Source organism: Stenotrophomonas bentonitica (assembly GCF_013185915.1).
Lineage (GTDB): Bacteria > Pseudomonadota > Gammaproteobacteria > Xanthomonadales > Xanthomonadaceae > Stenotrophomonas > Stenotrophomonas bentonitica.
This window is the reverse complement of record NZ_JAAZUH010000002.1, coordinates 290,794-315,402: the sequence shown is the minus strand read 5'-3', so window position 1 is coordinate 315,402 and position 24,609 is coordinate 290,794. Positions and strand designations below refer to the sequence as shown.

The following is a 24,609-nucleotide window of genomic DNA, read 5'->3' as shown; positions in this document are numbered from 1 at the left end:
TTTTTCAGGAAACCACCACTGTGGCCAATATCAAGTCCGCCAAGAAGCGCGCCAAGCAGACCGTCGTGCGCAACGCGCGCAATACGGCTCAGCGTTCGATGCTGCGCACCGCTGTCAAGAAGGTGATCAAGGCTCTGGATGCCAACGATGCCGCCGGCGCCGAGGCAGCCTTTGCCGTCGCCCAGCCGATCCTCGACCGTTTCAGCTCGCGTGGTCTGATCCACAAGAACAAGGCCGCTCGTCATAAGAGCCGCCTGACTGCGCGCATCAAGGCCATCAAGGCCGCTGCCTGATCCAAGGCCGTAGAGCCACGCCCTGCGTGGCTTCGACCAAGGTGAGGAGAAAAACCCGGCCCCGGCCGGGTTTTTTGCGTTGGCACGGCCCCAGGTAACGCACAGCCGGGCAGAGCCCGGCTCTACGCGATGGGCGCCACAGAAAAACCCGGCCGAAGCCGGGTTTTCCATGAAAGCGACGGCAGCGTCAGAGCGCGTTGCGCGCATCCGCTTCGTCTTCCTTCTGGCGGTCGAAGAACGCCATGATGTTGGTCATGATCGGCCAGGTGCCTTCACGGCCCAGCGCCGAGACCAGGTACCACGGCTGGGTCCAGCCCAGCTCGGCGATGATCTTCTCGGCCGCGGCCTTGGCCTCGTCCTCGAACATCAGGTCGGCCTTGTTCAGCACCAGCCAGCGCGGCTTCTCCAGCAGCTCCGGGTCGTGCTTGGCCAGCTCGCGCTCGATCGCACGGACCTGCTCGATCGGCGAGATTTCCACGCCGCCTTCCATCGGGGAGATGTCCACCAGGTGCAGCAGCAGGCGGGTGCGCTGCAGGTGGCGCAGGAACTGCGCGCCCAGCCCGGCACCGTCGGCCGCGCCTTCGATCAGGCCGGGAATGTCGGCGATCACGAAGCTGCGGTAGTTCTCCACGCGCACCACGCCCAGGTTGGGGTAGAGGGTGGTGAACGGGTAGTCGGCCACCTTGGGGGTGGCAGCGGACACGGCGCGGATCAGGGTGCTCTTGCCGGCATTCGGGAAGCCCAGCAGGCCGACGTCGGCCAGCAGCTTCAGCTCCAGCTTGAGCAGGCGCTCTTCGCCCTCCTCACCCGGCAGCGACTGGCGCGGCGAGCGGTTGGTGGAGCTCTTGAAGTGCATGTTGCCCAGGCCGCCCTTGCCGCCCTTGGCCACCAGCAGGATGTCGTCGTGCTGGGTGAGGTCACCGATGACTTCGTCGGTGGCCACGTTCATCACCACGGTACCGACCGGCACGGTGATGATCAGGTCTTCGCCGCCCTTGCCATAGGCCTGGCGGCCCATGCCGTTCTCGCCGCGCTGCGCCTTGAAGATGCGCTCGTGGCGGAAGTCGACCAGGGTGTTGAGGTTTTCGTCGGCGCGGATGTACACGCTGCCGCCATTGCCGCCGTCGCCGCCGTCCGGGCCGCCCAGCGGAATGAACTTCTCGCGACGGAAACCGACGCAGCCGTTGCCGCCATTGCCGGCGGTAACCTGGATTTCTGCTTCGTCTACAAGTTTCATGATTCTGGATGCCACCTGGAGGCGGTAGGCACGGAACGCGCCCGACCGCAGAGTCTAACGTGAAAAACAAAAGCCCCGCCGAGGCGGGGCTTTCGCAAGCGGCCCCACGCCTAGGCGGGGGCGACGCCCGGGTCTCGCGAAGCTCAGGCTTCGGCGACGACGCTGACGGTACGACGCTTCTTCGGGCCCTTCACCGAGAACTCCACCTTGCCGTCGACCAGCGCGAACAGGGTGTGGTCACGGCCGAGGCCGACGCCGGCGCCCGGATGGAACTGGGTGCCGCGCTGACGCACGATGATGTTGCCGGCATCGATGGCCTGGCCACCGAAGATCTTGACGCCGAGGTACTTCGGGTTGGAGTCGCGACCGTTGCGCGATGAGCCTACGCCCTTTTTATGTGCCATGACTGCTTCTCCTTATTACTTGCTGCCACCGGCGATGCCGGTGATCTCGATTTCGGTGTAGTACTGACGGTGACCCTGGCGCTTCATGTGGTGCTTACGGCGACGGAACTTGATGATCCGGACCTTGTCAGCACGACCCTGGGACACGACCTTGGCGGTGACCGAGGCGCCGTTCAGCGCGTCGCCCAGCTTGATGCCATCGCTGTCGCCCAGCATCAGGATTTCTTCGAACTTGATCTCGTTGCCGACTTCGACTTCGAGCTTTTCGACGCGGAGCGTTTCGCCCTGCGCCACGCGGTATTGCTTACCGCCGGTTACCAGTACTGCGTACATGACCAGACTTCCTCTGTAGTTATTGTGGTCTATGGACTGCTGCCATCGAGGGCAGACAGAAGCGGGATTTTAATGACTCCACCGGGTCCGGGTCAACCCACCCCCTGCCCCGGGCCGCCAGGGCCTGAACCCCGTTCAGGTTCGGGCCCCGTCCGGTCGCAGGGATTGAGACACGGGGCTGGCAATGTCGCTGATTGCCCCCAAATCCCAAGCTCGGTAGGCTGACCGATTGCCGGCCAGAGCCCCACAACGGATCCCCCATGGCGATGGATTTCATCCGCATCCGCGGCGCGCGGACGCACAACCTCAAGAACATCGATCTCGACCTGCCCCGCGACAAGCTGATCGTGATCACCGGCCTGTCCGGCTCGGGCAAGTCGTCGCTGGCGTTCGACACCATCTACGCCGAAGGCCAGCGCCGCTACGTGGAGTCGCTGTCGGCGTATGCGCGGCAGTTCCTGAGCGTGATGGAAAAGCCGGACCTGGACCATATCGAAGGCCTGTCCCCGGCGATCTCGATCGAGCAGAAGTCGACCTCGCACAACCCGCGTTCGACGGTCGGCACGATCACCGAGATCTACGACTACCTGCGCCTGCTGTACGCCCGCGTCGGCAGCCCGCGCTGCCCGGACCACGGCTACCCGCTGGAAGCGCAGACCGTGAGCCAGATGGTCGACCACGTGCTTACGCTGGACCCGGAGCAGCGCTACATGCTGCTGGCGCCGGTGATCCGCGAGCGCAAGGGCGAGCATGCGCAGGTGTTCGACCAGCTGCGCGCGCAGGGCTTCGTGCGCGTGCGCGTGGACGGCGCGCTGCATGAGATCGACGCGGTGCCGCCGCTGGCGCTGCGCCAGAAGCACACCATCGAGGCGGTGATCGACCGCTTCCGCCCGCGCGAGGACATCAAGCAGCGCTTGGCCGAAAGCTTTGAAACCGCGCTGAAGCTGGGCGACGGCATGGTCTCGGTGCAGTCGCTGGACGTGGAAGACGCGCCGGCGCACCTGTTCTCGTCCAAGTACAGCTGCCCGGTGTGCGATTACTCGCTGCCCGAGCTGGAACCGCGCCTGTTCTCGTTCAACTCGCCGGTGGGCGCCTGCCCGGGCTGCGACGGGCTGGGCATGGCCGAGTTCTTCGATCCCTCGCGCGTGGTGGTGCACCCGGAGCTGTCGCTGTCGGCCGGTGCCGTGCGCGGCTGGGACCGCCGCAATGCGTACTACTTCCAGCTGATCGCCTCGCTGGCCAAGCACTACAAGTTCGACGTGGACGCGCCGTGGCAGAGCCTGTCCGACAGCGTGCGCCAGGCGGTGCTGTACGGCAGCGGCGATGAAACCATCACCTTCACCTACTTCACCGAAAACGGTGGCCGCACCCAGCGCAAGCACCGCTTCGAGGGCATCATTCCCAACCTCGAGCGCCGCTACAAGGAAACCGAGTCGGCCGCGGTGCGCGAAGAGCTGGCCAAGTACATCAGCGAACGCAACTGCCCCGAGTGCAACGGCCAGCGCCTGAACCGCGCGGCGCGCAATGTGTTCGTGGCCGACCGTGCGCTGCCGGAACTGGTGGTGCTGCCGATCGACGAAGCGCTGAAGTTCTTCAGCGGCATGACCCTGCCCGGCTGGCGCGGCGAGATCGCCGGCAAGATCGTCAAGGAGATCGGCGAGCGCCTGGGCTTCCTGGTCGATGTGGGCCTGGATTACCTCACGCTTGAGCGCAAGGCGGACACGCTGTCTGGCGGCGAAGCCCAGCGCATCCGCCTGGCCAGCCAGATCGGCGCCGGCCTGGTCGGGGTGATGTACGTGCTCGACGAGCCGTCCATCGGCCTGCACCAGCGCGACAACGAGCGCCTGCTCGGCACCCTGACCCGCCTGCGCGACCTGGGCAACACGGTGATCGTGGTCGAGCATGACGAAGACGCGATCCGCCTGGCTGACTACGTGCTGGACATCGGTCCGGGCGCGGGCGTGCATGGCGGCGAGATCGTCGGTCAGGGCACCCTGCAGGACATCCTGGAGGCGCCGCGTTCGCTCACCGGCCAGTACCTGTCGGGCAAGCGGGCGATCGAGATCCCGGCGCGCCGGCACAAGCCGAACCCGAAGATGACCCTGCACCTGCGCGGGGCCAGCGGCAACAACCTCAAGGGCGTGGACCTGGACATTCCGTCGGGGCTGCTGACCTGCATCACCGGCGTGTCCGGTTCGGGCAAGTCGACCCTGATCAACGACACGCTGTTCTCGCTGGCCGCCAACGAGATCAACGGCTCCTCGCACCCGATCGCACCGTACAAGTCGGTCGATGGCCTGGACCTGTTCGACAAGGTGGTGGACATCGACCAGTCGCCGATCGGGCGCACGCCGCGTTCCAACCCGGCCACCTACACCGGCCTGTTCACGCCACTGCGCGAGCTGTACGCGCAGGTGCCGGAAGCGCGCGCGCGCGGTTATTCGCCGGGGCGTTTCAGCTTCAACGTGCGCGGCGGCCGCTGCGAGGCGTGCCAGGGCGATGGCCTGATCAAGGTGGAGATGCACTTCCTGCCGGACGTGTACGTGCCCTGCGACGTGTGCCATGGCAAGCGCTACAACCGCGAAACGCTGGAGATCCTGTACAAGGGCTACAACATCAACGACGTGCTGCAGATGACCGTCGAAGATGCGCTGAAGCTGTTCGAGCCGGTGCCGAGCATCGCGCGCAAGCTGGAAACGCTGGTCGACGTGGGCCTGAGCTACATCAAGCTGGGCCAGAGCGCGACCACGCTTTCCGGCGGTGAAGCGCAGCGCGTGAAGCTGTCCAAGGAGCTGTCGCGCCGCGATACCGGGCGCACCCTGTACATCCTGGATGAGCCGACCACCGGCCTGCACTTCCACGACATCGAGGCGCTGCTCGGCGTGCTGCACAAGCTGCGCGACGAGGGCAACACGGTGGTGGTGATCGAACACAACCTGGACGTGATCAAGACCGCGGACTGGATCGTCGACCTGGGGCCGGAAGGCGGCCACCGTGGCGGCACCATCCTGGTCACCGGCACGCCGGAAGACGTGGCGGCGCACCCGGCGTCGTACACCGGTCAGTTCCTGGCCAAGATGTTGCCCTCCACCAGCGCGCGCCCGGAGCGTCCGGCGGCGACGGCCAACAAGCCGGACGCCCGCCCGCCGCGCAAGGCCAAGCCGGAAAAGCCGGCCAAGGTCGCCAAGAAGGCGGTCGCGGCCAAGCGTGCCACCACTCCCAGCAAGACCAGCCCTGCCAAGACCACGAAGGCGAAGAAGAAGTAATGAGCAGCGAACACAAGATCCTGGCCCGCGTACCGATCAGCGTGCGCTGGCGCGACATGGACAGCATGGGCCACGTCAACAACGCCAAGTACATTTCCTACCTGGAAGAAGCGCGCGTGCGCTGGATGCTGGGCGTGGAAGGCGTGTCGATGACCGACCGCATCGCCCCGGTGGTGGCTGCCACCAACGTGAACTACCGCCTGCCGATCGTGTGGCCCAACGACATCGTGGTGGAGCTGTTCGTCGAACGCCTGGGCAACAGCAGCGTGACCATCGGCCACCGCATCGTGGACCAGAAGAACGACAGCACGCTGTATTCGGACGGGAATGTGGTCGTGGTCTGGATGGACACCCAGACCGGCAAGAGCGCCCCGCTGCCGGACGCGATCCGCAGCGCGTCGAGCTGACGCCCTCTTCGTTTGAGGGTCATGCCCTACCGCACGTGGGCACACCACGTGCGGTCGTCTGGGGAGCGACCCTACCGGCGAGCGGAACCCTGCAGCAACACGTGATGTCTGCACGGTAGGGTCGGTTCCCAAACGACCGCACGGAAACCCACCCCACGCGACGAACGCATGACCACGCCTGCGCCGACGTGTCGCGTCGGCTACGGTGAACTGCGCCGCAGCTGCAGTGTCGAATCAACCTTGCGCCCATCTTCCAGGCTGAAGCGAACTGGCAGTTGTTCGCCTTCCTTCAGCTGCCGCACCGGCTCCATCAACATCAAATGCAGCCCGCCGGGCTTCAGTTCGGCCGTCCCGCCTGGCGCAATCGCCAGCGTCTCCACCGCGCGCATGCGGCTGACGCCATCGGCCATCGTGGTCTCGTGCAGCGACACATCGTCGGAGGCTTTGCTGCCCACGCCGACCACGGTCACGGCGGCCTTGCAGTCATTCCGGATCGTTCCGTAGCCAGCGGCCATCGTCATTCCCGGCGGCGGCAACCGCACCCAGCCCCCAGTGAGGCTGACACACGCCGGCTCCGCCGCTCCGGCCGATGCTGCGGCCGCACACAGACCCAACAATACGCACACGAATGGTTTGGTTATCATCGCCTCAGTTCCCTGCCCGCAACGAGATCGCAGCATGACGACGCTTATCGAGGTGATCAACCATGGCCCCATCCGCGAGCTGCGGCTGGCCCGGCCGCCGGTCAACGCGCTGGACACCGAGCTGTGCCGTCACCTGATCCACGCGATCAACCAGGCCATGGCCGACGACGTGCACGGCCTGGTGCTGTCGGGCAGCGAGCGCATCTTCAGCGCCGGGATGGACGTGCCGCACCTGCTCAGCCATGGCGAGGACAGGCACAAGCTGCTGGACAGCTGGCAGGCGTTCTTCGGCGCGGTGCGTACCCTGGCCGAAAGCCGGATCCCGGTGGTGGCCGCGCTGACCGGGCACGCTCCGGCCGGCGGCTGCGTGCTGGCGCTGTGCTGCGACTACCGGATCATGGCGCGCAGCACCGACCCGGCACAGCCGAACGTGATCGGCCTGAACGAAGTGCAGGTGGGGCTGGTGGCGCCGGAAGGCATCCAGCGGCTGATGCGCCGCGTGGTGGGCCACCACCGGGCCTCGCAGCTGCTGATCGGCGGCGAGATGGTGCCGGCCGAGCGTGCGGAGCAGATTGGTCTGGTGGACGAACTGGTCGCCCCGACCGAGGTGGTGCCGCGCGCAGTGGCCTGGCTGGGCCAGCTGTTGAAGCTGCCCCGGCAGCCGATGCTGCACACCCGCAGCGTCGCCCGCGCCGACCTGCACGAGGCCCTGCACGCCGACCTGATCCAGTTGGACCGGTTTGTAGAAGCCTGGTACGCGCCGGATGCCCAGCAGGCGCTGCAGACGCTGGTGGCCCGCCTGGGTAGTGCCGGCCGCCGGCCGGCTCCCGATGCCGCCTGACCCACCCGGTAGTGCCGGCCGCCGGCCGGCTCCCGATGCTGCCTGACACCCCTTGGAGCCGGCCGGCGGCCGGCACTACGGCGTACGTGGCCCGCGCCAAGGGACACGTATAATCCTTCATTCCTTTGCCACCCCATGGCCGCCGCCTTGTCCCAGCCGCAAGAACCCGTCGTTTCCGAGCTGATCGACCTGCTCACGCTCGAGCGCCTGGAAGACAACCTGTTCCGTGGCCAGAGCCGCGATATCGGCACCAAGTACGTGTTCGGCGGGCAGGTGCTGGGCCAGGCGCTGTCGGCCGCGCAGGCGACCGTGGACAACGGCCGCCACGTGCATTCGCTGCATGCCTACTTCCTGCGCGCGGGCAACATCGACCACCCCATCGTCTATGACGTGGACCGCACCCGCGACGGCGGCAGCTTCTCGGTGCGACGGGTCACCGCGATCCAGCACGGCAAGGTGATCTTCTTCTGCGCGGCCTCGTTCCAGCAGGCCGAGAGCGGCGCCGAGCACCAGCACACGATGCCGGACGTGCCGCAGCCCGAAGACATCGAACCCAACCGCCCGCTGCCGCAGGAAGTGCTGGAGCGCCTGCCGATCAAGGTGCAGCGCTGGCTCTCGCGCGGCGGCCCGTTCGAGTTCCGCCACGTGTACCCGCGCGACGAACTGCACCCGCCCAAGCGCCCGCCCTACCACCAGGTCTGGCTGCGGTTGAACGAAAAGGTCGGCGATGCGCCGGAGCTGCACCAGGCGCTGCTGGCGTACGCCTCGGACTTCCACCTGCTGGGTACCGCGACCTTCCCGCACGGGATCAGCTACTACCAGCCCCACGTGCAGATGGCCTCGCTCGACCACGCGATCTGGTTCCACCGCCCGTTCCGCGCCGACGACTGGCTGCTGTACTCGCTGGACAGTCCCAGCGCGCAGGATTCGCGCGGGCTGGCACGTGGCCAGTTCTACACCCGTAACGGCATCCTGGTTGCCAGCACCGCGCAGGAAGGTTTGATCCGCGTGGTCGACGACAGTGCCGCGGCCGCCGCCGTACCGGCCAAGGAATAATCCGCCATGCGTCAGATCTTCAGCAGCCAGCGCGTTGAAACCGTGGAAGGCGTGGCCCAGCTGCTGCGCGATGCCGGCATCGAGGTGCGCATCACCAACGGCCGTTCGTACCACAGCAAGCGCGGCAGCCAGTTCAGCTACCTGGACACCAGCAAGGCCAGCACCCACCCGACCCTGTGGGTGGTGCACGCCAACGACCAGCCGCGCGCCCGCGAAATCCTGCGCGACGCACGCCTGCTGGAAACCACCCGCCGCGACCACCCCACCGCCGAATTCGCCTTCCGCGACCAGGTCGCCGAAACGGCCCCGCGCCGCAACTGGGCCTGGCGCATCCGTATCGGCCTGCTGCTGGTCATCGCTGCCGTGGCGATGGTGGTGATGATGCGCCACCGCAGCGCGCCCACCGCCGTCCCAGCGCCCTTGCCGACACAGCAACAGCCGACGGCAGCACCCCCGGCACAGGAAGAAGAAGAAATCCGCGTCCGCATCGAACCGGCCAAACAACCGTAGCGACACGCCACGCGTGTCCCACGGGATCCCCACCCGGTCACATTCCGCGCCCCACCCCGTCATGATGTCACCACCCGCCGGGATCGACGCCATGACCACCCTGCCCCTGACCGACACGCTGGAACGCGAACTGCCCGCCGCCGCAGGCGGCTGCCAGCAGTCCTATGGCCGCATCGTGCTGGCCTGCCAGAACACCGTCACCGCCATCGCCCTGGCGATCACCCGCGACGTGCAGGCCAGCGAAGACATCGCGCAGGAAGCCTTCATCAAGGGCTGGCAGCAGCTCAACCAGCTGCACAACACCGCCAGCTTCCTGCCCTGGCTGCGCCAGATCACCCGCAACCTCGCCCGCGACTGGCTGCGCGCCAACCGTGGCCGGCCGTTGTCCGGCGAAGCGGCCGAGATCGCGATCAGCATGGCCGCCGACCCCAGCCCCAGCGCGCCAGACTACCTGCAGCGCGTGGAGGAAGAGCTGGCAGCCGAGGACATCATTTCGGCGCTGCCCGAAGACAGCCGCGAAACCCTGCTGCTGTACTACCGCGAAGGCCAGCGCTCGCAGCAGGTGGCCGACCTGCTTGGCCTGAGCGACGCCGCCGTGCGCAAGCGCCTGTCGCGTGCACGCGCCAGCGTGCGCGAGGAAATGCTGCGCCGCTTCGGCGACTTCGCGCGCAGCAGTGCGCCCGGCGCCGCGTTCGCCACCACCGTGGTGTCGATGGTGATGATCGCCGCACCCGGCACCGCCAGCGCCGCGATCCTGCTCGGCACCAGCGTCGGTGTCGGCAGCGGCAAGCTCGGGCTGGGCGGCGCCAGCCTGTCCGGCGGCGCGGCGATGGGCTCGCTGGGCGCGGCCGCCACCCAGAGCCACCTGCTCAGCCCCGGCCTTGGCTGGGGCGTGGCGATTGGCGCCATGGTCGGCGGCGTGGTCGGCAGCTACCTCGGTGGCCGCTACCTGCTCTGCTACACCGAAACGCAGGCCGAACGCGCGGCCGTGTACCGGTTCGTGCACTACAGCACCTTTACCGCGATGCTGGTCTGCATGGCGGTGCTCGCACTGACCATGTTGCAGGTACCGCTGCATTGGCCGCTGATCGTCATGGTGATCGGCACGGGCGTGGTGAACTACCAGTGCCTGGTGCCGCTGCAGCGGACCATGGCGCCGATGATCGCGCGCGATGCGGCGCGGCATGGACGCAAAGGGCCGAGCTGGGTGTATCAGTCGATGTATGGTCGGCCGGCGTTGATCGTGACCAACCTGTTCGTGATCGGCATCGTGCTGGCGATGGCGTGGGATGCCCGGTTGATCTGAGCAATGAAAAAAACGCCGGTCGATGACCGGCGCTTTTGGTTTCGCATGATGAAGCAGCCGGGCAGAGCCCGGCGCCACGTCAGTTGGATTTCGGCGGCGGGGCGCCGCGCTTGCCAGCGACGGGCTTCTTCGCCGCATCGAACTCGGCCTTGCTCAGCTGGCCGTCCTTGTTGGTGTCGGCAGCGGCGAACCACGCGTCACGGTGCTGCTTCATGCCGAGCTCGCGGTCGGTCTTGTCGATGTAGCCATCCTTGTTGACGTCCATCTTGTCGAACCGTTCGGCCAGGCGCGGGTCGGCCTTGGCTTCGTCACGGCTGATCCGGCCGTCCTTGTTCGCGTCCAGCTTTTCCATGCGCTCGTGGCCACCCGGGCCACGCCCGTGGCGCTTGCCCTGCCAGCGCGGCATTTCCTCGCGCGAGAGCTTGCCGTCCTTGTTGGTGTCCAGGCTGTCGAACTTTTCGGCCAGGCGCGGCGCCTTGGCGGCTTCGGTGCGGTCGACGAAGCCGTCGCCATTGGTATCCAGCTTCGCGCGGGCCGGCGCGGCGGGCGCGGTCGGGGTATCGGCAGCCACCGCCAGGCCGGCAGCGCCGGTGGTCATCAGCAGGGCCAGCAGCAGGAGGGGTTTGCGGTTGCGCATGGTGTACTCCGGTTGTTCGGGGGGAAGCGTCGTGCGGTGCTCGGCACCCACGGTAGAGAAAACGCCTGCACGCCGCCCGCGTTGACAGCCGCCCCGGCCGCGTTAATCCGCCAGACAGTCGCGGCGCCTGCGACGCCCCGGCGCTATGCTGTAGGCATGGCGATCCACACCGACCGCGACGACGAGCTGCGCCTGTTCCAGACCGGGGACCATCCCTGCGGCTACTGGCCGGACCGGGCTGCGCGCGACCTGGTGCTGGATCCGCACGATCAGCGCCTGGGCAGCCTGTACCCGATGGCGCTGAGCTGGGGCTTCCGCCGCTCCGGCGACCTGGTCTACCGCCCGCACTGCGCCAACTGCCACGCGTGCGTGTCGGTCCGCGTGCCGGTGGCCCGCTTCGCGCCCGACCGCAGCCAGCGCCGCTGCCTGGCGCGCAACGACGACCTGGAAGTGCGCATCGTCGCCGCCGAGCAGACCGACGAACAGTTCGCGCTGTACCGCCGCTACCTGACCCATCGCCATGCCCAGGGCGGCATGGACGAACACGGCCCGCACGAGTTCGACCAGTTCCTGATCGGCCGGTGGTCGCAGGGCCGGTTCCTTGAGGTCCGCGGGCCTGCCGTGGACGGCCACCGCGGCCCCCTGCTGGCGGTGGCGGTCACCGACGTCACCGCGCACGGCCTCTCGGCCGTCTACACCTTCTTCGACCCCGACCACGCCCACCGTGGCCTGGGCACCTTCGCGATCCTGCAGCAGATCGCCTGGGCCCGGCGCGAGCAGCTGCCGCACCTGTACCTGGGCTACTGGATCCGCGGCCACCGCAAGATGGACTACAAGCGCCGTTTCCGTCCGCTGGAGGCCTACGATGGCCGCCGGTGGCATGAGTTCGACGACGCCCGCGACGGCATTTGACCCGCCATTGCAACGCGCGCCCGTGCAGAATAGGCGCATGAAAGCCCATCCCCTGATCCTCGCCCTGGCCCTGCTCTGCGGCGCCTGCGCGCAAACCTCGACCAAGACCGCCGCCATGCCGGATGCCTCCCCCGCGCCGCTGCGGATCGCCACCTACAACACCTCGCTGTACAGCGACGAGACCGGCGGCCTGATCGCCGAACTCGAAGGCGACAGCGCGCACGCGCGCAAGATTGCCGCAGTGTTGCAGCAGGTCCGCCCCGACCTGGTGCTGCTCAACGAATTCGACTTCGACGACGCCCACCGCGCCGCCGACCTGTTCCAGCAGCGCTACCTGGAAGTGGCCCAGCCCGGCGGCGGCGAGCCCCTGCACTTCGCCTACCGCTACCTGGCCCCGGTCAACACCGGCGTGCAGAGCGGCCTGGACCTGGACAACAACGGCCAGATCGGCGGCGACGGCCGCGCCCGTGGCAACGACGCCTGGGGCTACGGCCTGCACCCCGGCCAATACGGCATGCTCGTCCTCTCGCGCTACCCGATCGACGAAGCCAAGGTGCGCAGCTTCCAGCTGCTGAAGTGGAGCACGATGCCCGGCGCGCTGCGCCCGATCGACCCGCGCACCGGAAAATCGTTCTACAACGACCACGTCTGGTCGCAGCTGCGCCTGTCGTCCAAGTCGCACTGGGACGTCCCGGTGAACACCCCCAACGGCGTCGTCCACGCCCTGGTCTCGCACCCCACCCCGCCCGTGTTCGACGGCCCCGAAAAGCGCAACGCCGCGCGCAACCACGACGAACTGCGCCTGTGGCAGGAATACCTCTCCGCCGGCGACAAGCCGTGGCTCTGCGACGACCACGGCCAGTGCGGCGGCCTCGCCCAGGACGCCCGCTTCGTGATCCTCGGCGACCTCAACAACGATCCCGTCGACGGCGATGGCCGCCATGACGGCATTGTCGAATTGATCGAAAACCCGCGCGTGCTGCGTTACCCCACCCCGCGCAGCGTCGGTGCCGAACAGACCAGCCTGGCGTACGCCGAAAAGGGCATCGTCCGGAAGGGCGCCCCGTTCCACGCCACCGGCGATTTCGGCCCGAAGTCCGGCACCATGCGCCTGGATTACGTGCTGCCGTCGGTGGGGTTCAGTTACATCGGCAGCGGCGTGTTCTGGCCAGCGAATGAAACGCCCGAAGCGAAGATCGCAGATGGCAGCGACCACCATTTGGTATGGGTCGACGTGCGGTAAAAGCGAAGTTTCGATTGTTTGAATGCGTTACCGGGCGCGGGATGTGTGCGTGCGGTTGGTTGGGACCCAACCCTACCAAGGGAGCATCCGCGTAGTGACACGCCATGCGTGTCAGATCACGGCGGCGCCACCGAACCATCTGGAGGAAAGCCCCCTTCTTGTTGAAGGGGGCGCGCCGAAGGCGCGGGGTTAAGGTGGAATGCTCGGATATCGCGGGCCGAAGGCACGCGATATCTCGGAGCGGGGCTGCCCGACGGTCGCCCCAACACGTAGAAACAGAGACGCTAACGGCGTTACGCGCGCAACTCGATCGAAATAGCCTCTGCGGCCTCGCGCGCAATCTTCCGCGCCTCATCAACGTCCGAGCCGCGCGCCAACGTAACACCGACGCGCCGATGCCCATGCACGCTCGGCTTCCCGAACAGGCGCAGCGCCGTGTCCGGATGCACCAACGCAGCCTCCACGTTCCCGAACACCGGCACGCCCTCGCCGTGCGCCAGCATCGCGCACGACGCCGACGGACCGCTCTGGCGGATCAGCGGAATCGGCAGGCCCAGGATCGCCCGCGCATGCAGCGCGAACTCGCTCAGCTCCTGCGACGCCAGCGTCACCAGCCCCGTGTCGTGCGGGCGCGGCGACACCTCGCTGAACCACACCTCGTCGCCCTTCACGAACAACTCCACCCCGAACAATCCCCAACCGCCCAGGTCGTCGGTGATCGCCCGCGAAATCTCCTCCGCACGCGCCAGTGCCGCCGGCGACATCGGCTGCGGCTGCCAGCTCTCGCGGTAATCGCCATCCTTCTGCCAATGCCCGATCGGCGCACAGAACGACGTCCCACCCGCATGCCGCACCGTCAGCAGCGTGATCTCATAATCGAAATCGATGAACCCCTCCACGATGCAGCGCCCCGCACCCGCCCGACCGCCGGTCTGCGCGTACTCCCACGCCGCCGCGATATCGTCCTCGCTGCGCAGCGTGCTCTGGCCCTTGCCCGACGACGACATCACCGGCTTCACCACGCACGGCAGCCCGATCGCCGCCACCGCCGCCCGGTACTCCGCCTCCGTATCCACGAACCGGTACGGTGAGGTCGGCAAGCCCAGCGTCTCCGCCGCCAGCCGCCGGATGCCCTCACGATCCATCGTCAGCCGCGCCGCGCGCGCCGTCGGCACCACCCGCTGCCCGGTTTCCTGCTCCAGCTGCACCAGCGTCTCCGTATGGATCGCCTCGATCTCCGGCACGATCAGGTGCGGCTTCTCCGCCGCGATCAGCGCCCGCAGCGCCATCGCGTCCAGCATGTCGATCACATGCGAGCGGTGCGCCACCTGCATCGCCGGCGCGTTCTCGTAACGGTCCGCCGCGATCACCTCCACCCCCAGCCGCTGCAGCTCGATCGCGACCTCCTTGCCCAGTTCGCCCGAGCCCAGCAGCAGGACACGGGTGGCGGAGGGGGACAGCGGGGTGCCGAGGGTAATCATGGTGCTTCATTCCGGACAGCGGACGGGAACGCATTGTAGAGCCGCCCATCCTCAGCCGCGCGCGACGGTCACATATGCGCCGCGCCACGCGTCACTGAATGGCCTGTTCCCGCTGACAGGACGTTCCCGGCTCGAGCCTGCCTCTTGCAAATGTGATATCAAACTGATATCACTATCTCAAACTCACCGCAAAGGATGCCCCGCCATGAAAGAAAAGCCCGTCCGCTCGCTCTCCGGCGTGCCCTTCCTGTTGGCCGTCCTGGCCCTGTTGGCCGTGGCTGCATGGCTGTTCCTTTCCGGGGTGGAGCGCGGCAACGTCAACCTGCTCCTGATCCTCGGCGGCCTGCTGCTCGGCCTGGCGGGCCTGTTCAGCCTGACCGGCCTCTACACCGTCCAGCCCAACCAGGCGGCCGTGCTCAGCCTGTTCGGCAAGTACGTCGGCACCGTCAAGGACAACGGCCTGCGCTGGAACAACCCCTTCTTCAGCAAGAAGAAGGTCAGCCAGCGCGTGCGCAACTTCGAAAGCGGCAAGCTCAAGGTCAACGAACTGGACGGCAGCCCCATCGAGATCGCCGCCGTCATCGTCTGGCAGGTCGTGGACGCCTCCGAAGCCGTCTACAACGTCGACGACTACGAAAGCTTCGTGCACATCCAGTCCGAATCCGCCCTGCGCGCGATGGCCACCAGCTACCCCTACGACCAGCACGAGGAAGGCCAGCTCTCGCTGCGCAGCCATGCCGCCGAGATCTCCCAGCACCTCAAGGACGAACTGGCCGAACGCCTGGCCGACGCCGGCGTGCAGGTGCTCGACGCCCGCATCAGCCACCTCGCCTACGCCCCGGAAATCGCCCAGGCCATGCTGCAGCGCCAGCAGGCCAACGCGGTCATTGCCGCACGCACCCGCATCGTCGCCGGCGCGGTCGGCATGGTCGAAATGGCCCTGCACGAACTGCAGAAGAACAACGTCGTGCAGCTCGATGAAGAGCGCAAGGCGCAGATGGTCGGCAACCTGCTCACCGTGCTGTGCTCCGACCGCGGCACCCAGCCGATCGTCAACGCCGGTTCGTTGTACTGAGCATGAGTGAGAAGAAAGCCTACCCGCTGCGTATCAATGCCGACGTGCTGGCAGCGGCGCAGCGCTGGGCCGACGACGAGCTGCGCAGCCTCAACGCGCAGATCGAGTACGTGCTGCGCGACGCACTGCGCAAGGCTGGACGCCTTCCCAAACCCGCACCTGATCCGGAGAGCAAGGAATGAGCAAGCGCTGGAGCTATTTGACCGTGGAAGTGAAGCCCGGCTGGACCGGTTTGAAGGCTGAAGACCTGCAGGCCGAGATGAACCGCCACGGCCAGCTTGGCTGGGAGCTGGTGAGCGTCGTGCAGGGCACTCCCATGGGCGTGGCACTGCTGTTCTTCAAGAAGGAGAACTGACATGCGTACCTTGAGCAGGCACCTGGTCGCGTGGATGCTGGCGTCGGTGGCAGTGGCGGCAAGCGCTGCCACGCCCCAGCAGACCGCCAGCCAGCTGCTGGACAGGCTGGAGGCCGGCGACGTGGCCGCTGCCGAAGCCATGTTTACGCCGGAAATGGCCAAGGCTGCGCCGGCCGCGTCGCTGCAGGCGATGTGGCAGTCGCTCGGCGGACTGCGCAGCCGCGGTGCGGCGCGCGTGGTCGAGCAGCAGGGCATGCAGGTCGTCCAGCAATCGCTGCAGTTCGGCAACGGCGCGGTCAACGCCACCATCGCCGTCGATGCCCAGGGACGTGTTGCTGGCCTGTACCTGCAACCGGCAGCCGCAGCGTCGCCGCCACCGCCGGCGCCTGCCGCAGCCACCTACACCGAGCGCGAGCTGCAGATCGTGGCCGGCAAGGGGCCGCTGCCGGCCACCCTGGCGCTGCCCAACGGTGCCGGCCCGTTCCGCGCCGTGGTGCTGGTGCACGGCTCGGGTCCGCAGGACCGCAATGAAACGATCGGCCCCAACCGCCCGTTCCTGGACGTGGCGCGTGGCCTGGCCGCGCAGGGCATCGCGGTGCTGCGCTATGAAAAGCGCACCCACGCCCGGCCGCAGGATTTCAGCGGCGACTACACCATGGACGATGAAACCACAGACGACGCAGTCGCTGCCGTCGCCCTGCTGGCCAACACGCCGGGCATCGACACGAAGCAGATATACGTCATGGGCCACAGCCAGGGCGGCATGCTCGCCCCGCGCATTGCCGCGCGCTCGGGCGATGTGGCTGGCGTGGTGCTGTGGTCGGCACCGGCACGCTCGCTGCTGACCCTGTTGCCCGAACAGAACCGCTACCTGTTCAACCAGGACGGGCGCATCAGCGCCGACGAGCAGGCAGCGCTGGATCGCCTGGACGTACAGATCGCCGCCGCACGTGGCAGCGCCGTCGTGGCCGCCAGCGAACTGCCGCTCGGCCAGCCGGCCAGCTACTGGCGCGCGTTCGACGCGGTGGATCCGGTTACCGACGCACAGAAGCTGAAGCAGCCGATCCTGCTGCTGCAGGGCGGGCGCGACTTCCAGGTGGTGGACGCCGATTGGCAGCGTTGGACGCAGGGCCTGCCGGAAGGACCGAAGGCGCGCTTCCACCGCTACCCGGCGTTGAACCATCTGGGCATCGCCGGCGAAGGCCCCGGTTCGCTCGATGAATACCGCACTGCCGGTACGGTGTCGCCAACATTGATCGACGATGTCGCCGCGTGGATCAAGGAACAGGCATGAGCGGTCACCCGGAAACGCGCAGGGAATTCACGGTAGCCCCCGCCCCCGTCTGGCGCCTGCTCTGGCTGTGGCTGCCCATGCTGGGCGTGGCGGTGATGATCGTGGTGACCACGCTGCAGTCCGCACAGCGCACACCGATGGATCTGGCGATCACCCTGCCGTTCCTGCTGCTGGTCAGCGGCGTGCTTACCTGGGCGTTCTTCCGCCGCCAGATCGAACTGCAGGGCACCGAGCTGGTGGTCACCTCCACTTTCTATCGCCGGCGCACGGCGGTGTCGGCACTGCAGCTGGACCGGGCCCGCATCGTGGACCTGGCCGAGCACACCGAGTTCAAGCCCGGCATCAAGATCAACGGCTTCGGCATGCCCGGCTTCCAGTCCGGCCATTACCGCAGCGGCGGGAAGAAGGTGTTCTGCCTGGTCACCGACGCCAGCAGGGTGCTGCACCTGCCGCTGCGCGACGGCAGCGCGCTGCTGCTGAGCCCGGAAAACCCGCGTGCACTGCTGGATGCGCTGAACGCGCAGGCCACGCGCTAAGCTGGGCGCATGCGCCGATACCCTGCCCTGCTGATCAACACCGCCGACATCGAACTGTGGCCCGGTGGCCTGCTGCGCGCGCGCAGCAACGCCGATGCGCGGGCGCTGGCCAGGGCCCGCTGGGTACTGCGGCGTAAGCGTGACGGCCAGTACCTGGCCGCCGCCACCGCGCACGGACTGCTGCCGCTGGTGCCGCACCTGATGCGCGAACCGGGCATCGAGGAAGCGCTGGACGCCCTTGATGAGGCCCTGAGTGGCACGCGGCGCGCCCCTGCACCCGATGACCTGCTGCCGCTGAGTGGGCTGCAGGCGCGGCTTGAGGAACTGGGCATCGACGCGGAAAGCTATGAAGACGACACCGGGCTCATGCTGGAAGCGGAGCCTGCGCGACTGTCACTCGCCGGCTTCGATCGCTATCGCCGGCCGCTCTGGCTGCAGCAGGGTGCGGCGCAGGGCTGGCAGCGCATGCAGCAGCATGCCGCGCGCGAGGGCTTAGTGCTGGAAGCGATCTCCGGCTATCGCAGCCACGATTACCAGCTGGGCATCTTTGAACGGAAGCGTGCGCGCGGCCTTGAAGTGGCGGACATCCTGCGGGTCAACGCCGCGCCGGGTTACAGCGAACATCACAGCGGGCGGGCGTTGGATATCAGTGCGCCCGGCGAACCGCCTGCCGAGGAAAGTTTCGAGGCGACGCCGGCGTTTGCGTGGTTGCAGCAGCATGCCGGGACGCACGGGTTCCAGATGAGTTACCCGCGTGGCAATCCGCATGGGATTGTCTACGAGCCCTGGCATTGGTGCTGGCGCCGGGCGTAGTGATACGCCACGCGTGTCATCGCACGAACGAACCAAGGGCGATGTCGTTCGGCACCCCGGGGACACGCATGGCGTGTCACTACGCATCAATCCTGCGACCGGTTTGTCGCCACCTTCGGTGTCTCGCTGAAATCCGCAATCCGCCACAGGTACAGGCTGGCGTAGGTCCGGAACGGACCCCACTTTTCGCCGCGCAGCGCCAGCTCCTTCGGCGTCAGCATCACCTCGGCCTTGTCCACCCGCTGCGCCCCCTTGCGGATGCCGAGGTCGTCGATCGGCAGGATGTCCGGCCGGCCGAGGCGGAACATCAGCATCATCTCCACCGTCCAGCGGCCGATGCCGCGGATCGGCACCAGCGCTTCGACGATGGCGTCGTGTTCCATCACCGACATCCGGCGCAGGTCCGGTACTTCGCCTGCGGCTTCACGCCGGGCCAGGTCGCGCAAGGCCAGCGCCTTGTTGCCGGACACGCCGCAGGTGCGCAGGCCGGCATCGTCGATGCGCGCCAGCGTGTCCGCGTGCAGCCGGGTGCTGCCGATCGCCGTTTCCACCCGTCCTACAATCGTCGAAGCGGCCTTGCCGCTGAGCTGCTGGAACAGGATCGCGCGGGCCAGCGCGTCCACCGGGTCGAAACTGCGCGCCCACCCCGGCGGGGGCTCGATCGGACCCAGGCGCTTCATCCAGCTGCCCAGCCGACGGTCGCGCCGTGAGAGCCAGTCGTGCGCCTCGTCCACGTCGAACCCACGGCGGAAGCGCGGCATCTCAGCGCCTCAGTGCATTGAAGCCGTACACCGCCCAGCCCAGCATCAGCGCGGTCCCGCCGACCGGGGCCAGCCCGGTGCTGAGCTTCCACAGCGCGCCGGCCACCAGGCTGCCGGAGAACAGCAGCGTACCCAGCAGCAACACGTACAGCGCCAGCTTGCCGACCGCGTTCTGCTGGGTCGGACCGAGCACCGCCAGGGCCACGCCGTGGCCGAACGCGAACAGGGCCGCGGTGTTCACGTGCGACTGCGCCAATGGCTCGGCGATGCCGTGCGATGCATAGGCCGACAGGCCTACCGCCGTGGCCGCCAGCAACCCGCCAAGGCAGGCCAGCAGCGAAGGTTTACGCGCGCGTCGTTCCAGGTTGAGCATGCTGCATCCTCCAAAAAAAAACGCGCCGCAGGAAGCGGCGCGTTTTCTGTTCTGCGTTACATCACGGCAACCGTCGGATTACTTGACGGCCCAGTAGATGTCGTAGGTCGCTTCCGGCGTGAAGGACTTCTCAACGCCTGCGTTCCAGGACTCGTACGGACGGTCGATCACTTCGTTGCCACCGGTCACGGCCCAGGCGCGCAGGGCGTTGCGGGCGATGTCCAGGCCAGCCATGTGGCCGGTGTACTTCGCATGCGCGGTGCGGTGCGGTGCGACGTGCACGTACTTGACCGGGGCGCCACCGTCGATCTTCACCGTCAGGGCTTCAGCCGAAGCGCCTTCGGTACCCTTCTTCTTGACCGGCTGGGCCACGTCGAAGGCGTACTTTTCCTGACCGAAGTCAGTGGTGATGATGCGGAACGGACCGGCGGCTTCGAGGTCATTGGCCTCCATCACGCGCTTGATCCACTCCTGGTTGTCCTTGATCGACTTGGTGATGGTGCCTTCGCCACGATCCACGTTACCGGCGGTGACCACCAGCAGGTCTTCGGCCGGGGCATCGATGATGGCCAGGTCGGTCAGCGGGGCTTCGGCGGTGCGGTAGTCGATGTTCGGCACGGTGGCCAGCATGTTGGCCATGCGCGACAGACCCAGCTTCAGGTCGTCACCGACGTGACGGCTGACGTACAGGCCCGCGTAACGACCAAACAGGTTGAAGCCGTACTTGACGCTGTAGTCCTGGGTGATCTTGACGTTGCGGCCACCCTTGCCGGTCGGCTCGAGGGTGAAGCTGGTCTTCTTGTCGTGACCCTTGGTGGCGTCATCGATGGCGATGGCCACGCGCTTGTTCGGCTCGGACTCGGTGATCTCCCAGCTGCCCTGGCCCAGCGACGGCTCCTTGGAGGTGAAGTCCAGGCGGGCACCGACGCCGGCGGCGGGGCCGGAGAGCTTCAGTTCAACGGCGGGATCGCGCAGCACGAGCGGGTTCCAGTCCTTGAAGCGGCGCAGGCTGTTGACCGTGTCGTACACGATCGTCATCTTGCGGTTGGTCTCGATGCTTTCAGTGATGTGACGCTCGCCCGGCAGCACAACGCCAATGATGACGAACAGGCCAGCCACGATCCCCAAGGCGATCAGGAACTCGATAATACGGGTCATTCAGGAGTCTCCGGGGCCGATCCCACGGCCGGGTTGATTGAAACACGAAGCGCCAATCCTAGCAGGCTTCGCGGGTGTTGTTGGTCAGGATTGGCGCACCGGTTTCCATACCGGGAGCGTTTTTTTGAGGCAAGGAGCGGAAAGATAGCGCATCAGGTGGGCCCGCACGTGGCCCCGCGCGATATTTATTTGCCGATATCGGCAAATGGGCCGTCCGCGACGGCCACAGGCCTTGCCCTGCAACGCTTTCAACTGGCGTTCATATTCAATATTAGTAGGCCTTCACACCAGCTGCAGTTCGAATGCCTTCAGCACCGCGCGGGTGCGGTCGCGCACGCCCAGCTTGGACAGGATGTTGGAGACATGGTTCTTGATGGTGCCCTCGGCCACGCCCAGCGAGTTGGCGATCTCCTTGTTGGAGAAACCGCTGGCCATCAGGCGCAGGATCTCGGTCTCGCGGTCGGTCAGCGGGTCGGGCCGGTCCAGGCTCACGAACTCGTTGCGCATGTGCTCCAGGCCGGACAGCAGGCGCTGGGTCACCGCCGGCTGCACCAGCGAGCCGCCGTCGGCCACGGTGCGGATGGCGCCGACCAGCTGCTCCAGGGTCACGTCCTTGAGCAGGTAGCCCTTGGCCCCGGCCTTGAGCCCGGCCAGCACCAGCTGGTCGTCGTCGAAGGTGGTGAGGATGATGGTCGGCGGCAGCTGGGCGGTGCGCGACAGGTGCTGCAGCGCTTCCAGGCCAGACATCACCGGCATGCGCATGTCCATCAGCACCACGTCCGGACGGACCGTGGGGATGAGGTCGACGGCCTGGCGTCCATCGGCCGCCTCGGCCACCACCTCGATCCCGTCGTCCAGTGCCAGCAGCGAGCGGATCCCCTGCCGCACCAGGGTTTGGTCGTCGACCAGGCAGACGCGAATCATCAACGCACTCCTTCCAGGATGGCACCCAGCATCAGCACTGGCACGCCGGGGACCGAGGCGCGCAGGCGGAAGCCCTGACCCCGGTGGGTTTCGATCTGCAGCTCACCGCCGCATTGTTGCAGGCGTTCGCGCATCCCGCGCAAGCCGTTGCCGATCACGATGCCGTCGGCGCCGACCCCGTCGTCGCGCGCCTCCACCACCACCTGGCCCGGCGGCTCCCGATACACCTGGATCCACAGGTTGCGCGCCCGCGCGTGGCGAACCGCGTTGGTGATGATCTCCTGGGTGCAGCGCAGCAGCACGTGGGCCTGTTCGGGGTCTTCCACGCTGAGCGGCCCTTCGATCTCCAGGTGGATGTCCAGCGAGGGCACCTGCTCGGTCAGCGGTCGCAGCGCCGCGGCCAGGTCGATGGCGCCGCTGTCGCGCAGCTGGCTGACCGCCTCGCGCACGTCGGTGAGCAGCAGCTTGGCCAAGGTGTGGGCCTGGTGCACATGCTCCTGGGCCTGGCCTTCGGTGATGTGCCCGGCCACTTCCAGGTTCAGGCTCAGCGCGGTCAGGTGGTGGCCGAGCAGGTCGTGCAGCTCGCGGGAAATGCGGGTGCGCTCGTTGACCCGGGCGCTTTCGGCCAGCAGCACGCGGGTGGCGCGCAGCTCGGTGTTGAGCCGGCGCTGCTCCTCGCGGGCGTCGGTCTGCTGGCGGGCGACCAGGCTGGTCACGAAGATGAACATGGAGAAGCCGCCGTACAGCAACGACTGCATCACCGCCTCGAACAGCGAGAACGGCAGGAACAGGTAGTAGACCGGGGCCACCGCCAGCTGGCTGACCAGCAGCCAGATCACCCCGAACCGGGCCGGCAGCATCCACGGGATGACCCCGGCCGCCACCATCATCAGGATGCTGCCCAGTCCCGAGCCGCTCAGGAAGCTCACTGCCAGGGCCGAAATGGTCAGCAGGACCAGGATGGCGCGGTCGTACCAGGCCGAATGGCCGCCGCCGTCGCGCAGGCCACGGGTCAGCCACAGGTAACCGCCGCCGAAGGCGAAGTAGGCCACGAACAGCAACGCGGTGGGCAGGTCCATGCCGCCGCCGCGCCGGACCAGCGCTTCGTACTGCGAATAGACCAACGGCAGGCCCAGCATGACCCAGGTGAACAGGCCGGCCAGTCGCAGTACTCGGGTTTGGCTGAGGTATCCCAACATGGGGGCATCTTAGGCTGAACCTGCCCCGCTGCACCCCGGCAGAAGTCATGCCCGGCCTGTGCCCTGCCCGGCCACCCATGTAATAATCGGCGGCAGGGTCCCGCGAGGGGCCAACCGCGTTACCCCACGGAGTCACAATGTCGATTGTCATCCGCGACGTGCGCGAGCACGAGCTCGATTCCGTCCTGGCCCTGAACAACAACGCCGGCCTGGCCATCCTTCCGCTGGATGCCGCCCGGCTGCGCCTGTTTTTCGATACCGCTGAGTATTTCCGCGTCGCCGAGCGCGACGGCAACCTGGCCGGCTTCCTGATCGGCTTCGGCAGCGACAGCCAGCACGACAGCAGCAACTTCGCCTGGTTCCAACAGCACCTGAGCCAGAAATTCTTCTATATCGACCGCATCGTGGTGGCCAGCCGCCGCCGTGGCGGCGGCGTGGGCCGCGCGTTCTACGCCGACGCCCAGAGCTTTGCCGAACTGCGCTACCCGCAGCTGACCTGCGAGGTGTTCCTGGACCATGGCGCCGACGCGGCGCTGCTGTTCCATGGCAGCTTCGGCTTCCGCGAGGTCGGCCAGAACAACATGCCGCACGTGGACGTGCGCGCCAGCATGCTGCTCAAGGACCTGTGCAGTTACCAATGGGTGCACGACACCTACGGCGATGCGCTGCCCGACGTGCCCTGGGTGGGCCACCGTCGCGAGCTGCAGCGCGCGCCTCGACCGACGGGGACCTGAAGTGGCGGCAAACATGGATTTTGAACAGGCCGGCGAGCTGAAGATCGGCCAGGTGGGTATCGCCAACCTGCGCATCCGCACCCTCGATGTGGAACGCCTCACCCGTGAAATGCACGACCGCGTGGCCCGCGCGCCGAAGCTGTTCGGCCGCGCCGCGGTGATCCTGGACTTCGGCGGGCTGAGCCAGATGCCCGACGTGGCCACCGCCCAGGCCCTGCTCGACGGCCTGCGCAGCGCCGGCGTGCTGCCGGTGGCACTGGCCTACGGCAGCAACGAAACCGATCTGCTCTCGCAGCAGCTGGGCGTGCCCCTGCTGGCCAAGTTCCGCGCCCAGTACGAGCGCGCCGAGGCCGAACCGGCGGTGGCCGCAGTTGCGCCGGCCCCGGAACCGGCCCGTCGCCCGCGCGCCGCTGAGCCCGCCCCGGCCCCGGCCACGCCGGCCGCCACTGGCGGTGCCCCGCAGCCCGGCCGCATGCAGACCAGCAACGTCCGCTCCGGCCAGCAGCTGTACGCCGAGAACTGCGACCTGACCGTGATGGCGACGGTCGGCGCCGGTGCCGAGGTGATTGCCGACGGCAGCATCCATATTTACGGTACGCTGCGGGGCCGTGCCCTGGCAGGTGCCCAAGGCAATACCACGGCGCGCATTTTCTGCCGTGACTTCCATGCTGAACTGGTCGCCATTGCCGGCCATTACAAGGTACTGGACGATGTCCCGGACAACCTGCGCGGCAAGGCCGTGCAGGTGTGGCTGGAACAGGACCAGATCAAGATCGCTGCGCTGGATTGACGCGGCAACCCAACAGAATCATCAGGA

At 67.3% G+C, this 24,609-nt stretch carries 28 protein-coding genes; 17 read left to right on the top strand and 11 right to left on the bottom strand.

From position 1 onward, the window contains the following. Window positions 1-20 precede the first annotated feature (20 nt). Window positions 21-293: a 30S ribosomal protein S20 gene (gene rpsT, locus HGB51_RS12525; protein ID WP_070209177.1), complete on the top strand. Its 273-nt coding sequence runs from the start codon at window positions 21-23 to the stop codon at window positions 291-293. Window positions 294-480: 187 nt separating this feature from the next. Here rpsT and cgtA read toward each other — a convergent pair whose 3' ends face one another. From cgtA to rplU, 3 genes are all read right to left on the bottom strand, one after another. After that, window positions 481-1,530, bottom strand: coding sequence for an Obg family GTPase CgtA (gene cgtA / locus HGB51_RS12520; RefSeq protein WP_070209176.1), 1,050 nt, complete (start codon window positions 1,528-1,530; stop codon window positions 481-483). A 143-nt stretch (window positions 1,531-1,673) separates the two neighbouring features. After that, window positions 1,674-1,934 carry a 50S ribosomal protein L27 gene (gene rpmA, locus HGB51_RS12515; protein ID WP_070209175.1) on the bottom strand — a complete coding sequence of 87 codons (261 nt, stop codon included), beginning with the start codon at window positions 1,932-1,934 and terminating at the stop codon, window positions 1,674-1,676. Window positions 1,935-1,949: 15 nt separating this feature from the next. Further along, the gene (gene rplU / locus HGB51_RS12510; RefSeq protein WP_070209174.1) at window positions 1,950-2,267 is read right to left on the bottom strand and encodes a 50S ribosomal protein L21; all 318 of its coding nucleotides are present in this window, start codon (window positions 2,265-2,267) and stop codon (window positions 1,950-1,952) included. Window positions 2,268-2,527: 260 nt separating this feature from the next. Here rplU and uvrA point away from each other — a divergent pair, with 260 nt between their 5' ends. Both uvrA and HGB51_RS12500 read left to right on the top strand, forming a co-directional pair. Further along, entirely contained in the window at window positions 2,528-5,533 is a 3,006-nt protein-coding gene (gene uvrA, locus HGB51_RS12505) for an excinuclease ABC subunit UvrA (protein WP_070209173.1), read from the top strand. Beyond that, entirely contained in the window at window positions 5,533-5,940 is a 408-nt protein-coding gene (locus HGB51_RS12500) for an acyl-CoA thioesterase (RefSeq protein WP_070209172.1), read from the top strand. The genes uvrA and HGB51_RS12500 overlap by 1 nt, the downstream gene beginning before the upstream one ends. Before the next feature lie 200 nt (window positions 5,941-6,140). On the opposite strand, the gene HGB51_RS12495 is transcribed toward HGB51_RS12500, so the two are convergent. After that, window positions 6,141-6,584, bottom strand: a complete 444-nt coding sequence (locus HGB51_RS12495; protein WP_070209171.1) for a copper chaperone PCu(A)C — start codon at window positions 6,582-6,584, stop codon at window positions 6,141-6,143. Between the two features lie 34 nt (window positions 6,585-6,618). Here HGB51_RS12495 and HGB51_RS12490 point away from each other — a divergent pair, with 34 nt between their 5' ends. The 4 genes from HGB51_RS12490 (at window position 6,619) to HGB51_RS12475 (ending at window position 10,297) form a co-directional block, all read left to right on the top strand. Further along, on the top strand, window positions 6,619-7,425 hold the full coding sequence (locus tag HGB51_RS12490) for an enoyl-CoA hydratase/isomerase family protein (protein ID WP_070209170.1): 807 nt from the start codon (window positions 6,619-6,621) through the stop codon (window positions 7,423-7,425). A 135-nt stretch (window positions 7,426-7,560) separates the two neighbouring features. Further along, window positions 7,561-8,481, top strand: a complete 921-nt coding sequence (gene tesB, locus HGB51_RS12485) for an acyl-CoA thioesterase II (RefSeq protein WP_070209169.1) — start codon at window positions 7,561-7,563, stop codon at window positions 8,479-8,481. A gap of 6 nt (window positions 8,482-8,487) precedes the next feature. Further along, the gene (locus tag HGB51_RS12480) at window positions 8,488-8,991 is read left to right on the top strand and encodes a putative signal transducing protein (RefSeq protein WP_070209168.1); all 504 of its coding nucleotides are present in this window, start codon (window positions 8,488-8,490) and stop codon (window positions 8,989-8,991) included. Window positions 8,992-9,082: 91 nt separating this feature from the next. Then, window positions 9,083-10,297: an RNA polymerase sigma factor gene (locus tag HGB51_RS12475; RefSeq protein ID WP_171966844.1), complete on the top strand. Its 1,215-nt coding sequence runs from the start codon at window positions 9,083-9,085 to the stop codon at window positions 10,295-10,297. A 79-nt stretch (window positions 10,298-10,376) separates the two neighbouring features. Here the strand turns inward: HGB51_RS12475 and HGB51_RS12470 are convergent, their stop codons facing one another. Then, the gene (locus tag HGB51_RS12470) at window positions 10,377-10,934 is read right to left on the bottom strand and encodes an EF-hand domain-containing protein (RefSeq protein WP_070206844.1); all 558 of its coding nucleotides are present in this window, start codon (window positions 10,932-10,934) and stop codon (window positions 10,377-10,379) included. Window positions 10,935-11,090: 156 nt separating this feature from the next. Here HGB51_RS12470 and HGB51_RS12465 point away from each other — a divergent pair, with 156 nt between their 5' ends. Further along, on the top strand, window positions 11,091-11,846 hold the full coding sequence (locus tag HGB51_RS12465; protein ID WP_070206843.1) for an arginyltransferase: 756 nt from the start codon (window positions 11,091-11,093) through the stop codon (window positions 11,844-11,846). Further along, a complete protein-coding gene (locus tag HGB51_RS12460; RefSeq protein WP_425505377.1) occupies window positions 11,800-13,089 on the top strand; it encodes an endonuclease/exonuclease/phosphatase family protein in 1,290 nt (429 codons plus the stop codon). The genes HGB51_RS12465 and HGB51_RS12460 overlap by 47 nt, the downstream gene beginning before the upstream one ends. Window positions 13,090-13,382: 293 nt before the next feature. On the opposite strand, the gene purT is transcribed toward HGB51_RS12460, so the two are convergent. Next, entirely contained in the window at window positions 13,383-14,570 is a 1,188-nt protein-coding gene (gene purT / locus HGB51_RS12455; RefSeq protein ID WP_070206841.1) for a formate-dependent phosphoribosylglycinamide formyltransferase, read from the bottom strand. Between the two features lie 205 nt (window positions 14,571-14,775). Here purT and HGB51_RS12450 point away from each other — a divergent pair, with 205 nt between their 5' ends. Genes HGB51_RS12450 through HGB51_RS12425 form a run of 6 tightly spaced genes read left to right on the top strand, consistent with a single transcriptional unit; the run spans window position 14,776 to window position 18,643 of the window. Then, on the top strand, window positions 14,776-15,645 hold the full coding sequence (locus tag HGB51_RS12450; protein WP_070206840.1) for an SPFH domain-containing protein: 870 nt from the start codon (window positions 14,776-14,778) through the stop codon (window positions 15,643-15,645). A 2-nt stretch (window positions 15,646-15,647) separates the two neighbouring features. Further along, on the top strand, window positions 15,648-15,827 hold the full coding sequence (locus tag HGB51_RS12445; RefSeq protein ID WP_070206839.1) for a type II toxin-antitoxin system antitoxin: 180 nt from the start codon (window positions 15,648-15,650) through the stop codon (window positions 15,825-15,827). Then, complete coding sequence (locus HGB51_RS12440) at window positions 15,824-16,000, top strand: DUF4177 domain-containing protein (RefSeq protein ID WP_084738849.1); 177 nt, start codon at window positions 15,824-15,826, stop codon at window positions 15,998-16,000. The genes HGB51_RS12445 and HGB51_RS12440 overlap by 4 nt, the downstream gene beginning before the upstream one ends. A 1-nt stretch (window position 16,001) precedes the next feature. Beyond that, the gene (locus tag HGB51_RS12435) at window positions 16,002-17,294 is read left to right on the top strand and encodes an alpha/beta hydrolase (RefSeq protein ID WP_246233578.1); all 1,293 of its coding nucleotides are present in this window, start codon (window positions 16,002-16,004) and stop codon (window positions 17,292-17,294) included. Further along, window positions 17,291-17,830, top strand: coding sequence for a PH domain-containing protein (locus HGB51_RS12430; protein ID WP_070206838.1), 540 nt, complete (start codon window positions 17,291-17,293; stop codon window positions 17,828-17,830). The genes HGB51_RS12435 and HGB51_RS12430 overlap by 4 nt, the downstream gene beginning before the upstream one ends. Before the next feature lie 9 nt (window positions 17,831-17,839). Beyond that, window positions 17,840-18,643, top strand: coding sequence for a M15 family metallopeptidase (locus HGB51_RS12425; protein ID WP_070206837.1), 804 nt, complete (start codon window positions 17,840-17,842; stop codon window positions 18,641-18,643). A gap of 86 nt (window positions 18,644-18,729) precedes the next feature. Here HGB51_RS12425 and HGB51_RS12420 read toward each other — a convergent pair whose 3' ends face one another. From HGB51_RS12420 to HGB51_RS12400, 5 genes are all read right to left on the bottom strand, one after another. Next, window positions 18,730-19,404, bottom strand: a complete 675-nt coding sequence (locus HGB51_RS12420; RefSeq protein WP_070206836.1) for a DNA-3-methyladenine glycosylase family protein — start codon at window positions 19,402-19,404, stop codon at window positions 18,730-18,732. A gap of 1 nt (window position 19,405) precedes the next feature. After that, the gene (locus HGB51_RS12415) at window positions 19,406-19,777 is read right to left on the bottom strand and encodes a DUF423 domain-containing protein (protein WP_070206835.1); all 372 of its coding nucleotides are present in this window, start codon (window positions 19,775-19,777) and stop codon (window positions 19,406-19,408) included. Window positions 19,778-19,855: 78 nt separating this feature from the next. Next, window positions 19,856-20,935, bottom strand: a complete 1,080-nt coding sequence (locus HGB51_RS12410; RefSeq protein ID WP_070206834.1) for a polyketide cyclase — start codon at window positions 20,933-20,935, stop codon at window positions 19,856-19,858. Window positions 20,936-21,217: 282 nt separating this feature from the next. Continuing rightward, window positions 21,218-21,859 carry a response regulator gene (locus HGB51_RS12405; RefSeq protein WP_070206833.1) on the bottom strand — a complete coding sequence of 214 codons (642 nt, stop codon included), beginning with the start codon at window positions 21,857-21,859 and terminating at the stop codon, window positions 21,218-21,220. Next, a complete protein-coding gene (locus HGB51_RS12400; protein ID WP_070206832.1) occupies window positions 21,859-23,058 on the bottom strand; it encodes a sensor histidine kinase in 1,200 nt (399 codons plus the stop codon). Before HGB51_RS12400 ends, HGB51_RS12405 begins: the two co-directional genes overlap by 1 nt. A 137-nt stretch (window positions 23,059-23,195) precedes the next feature. Between HGB51_RS12400 and HGB51_RS12395 the strand changes: the two genes are divergently transcribed. Continuing rightward, entirely contained in the window at window positions 23,196-23,792 is a 597-nt protein-coding gene (locus HGB51_RS12395; protein ID WP_070206831.1) for a GNAT family N-acetyltransferase, read from the top strand. 13 nt (window positions 23,793-23,805) lie between these two features. Next, complete coding sequence (minC, locus tag HGB51_RS12390; protein ID WP_141739049.1) at window positions 23,806-24,582, top strand: septum site-determining protein MinC; 777 nt, start codon at window positions 23,806-23,808, stop codon at window positions 24,580-24,582. Window positions 24,583-24,609: the final 27 nt, after the last annotated feature.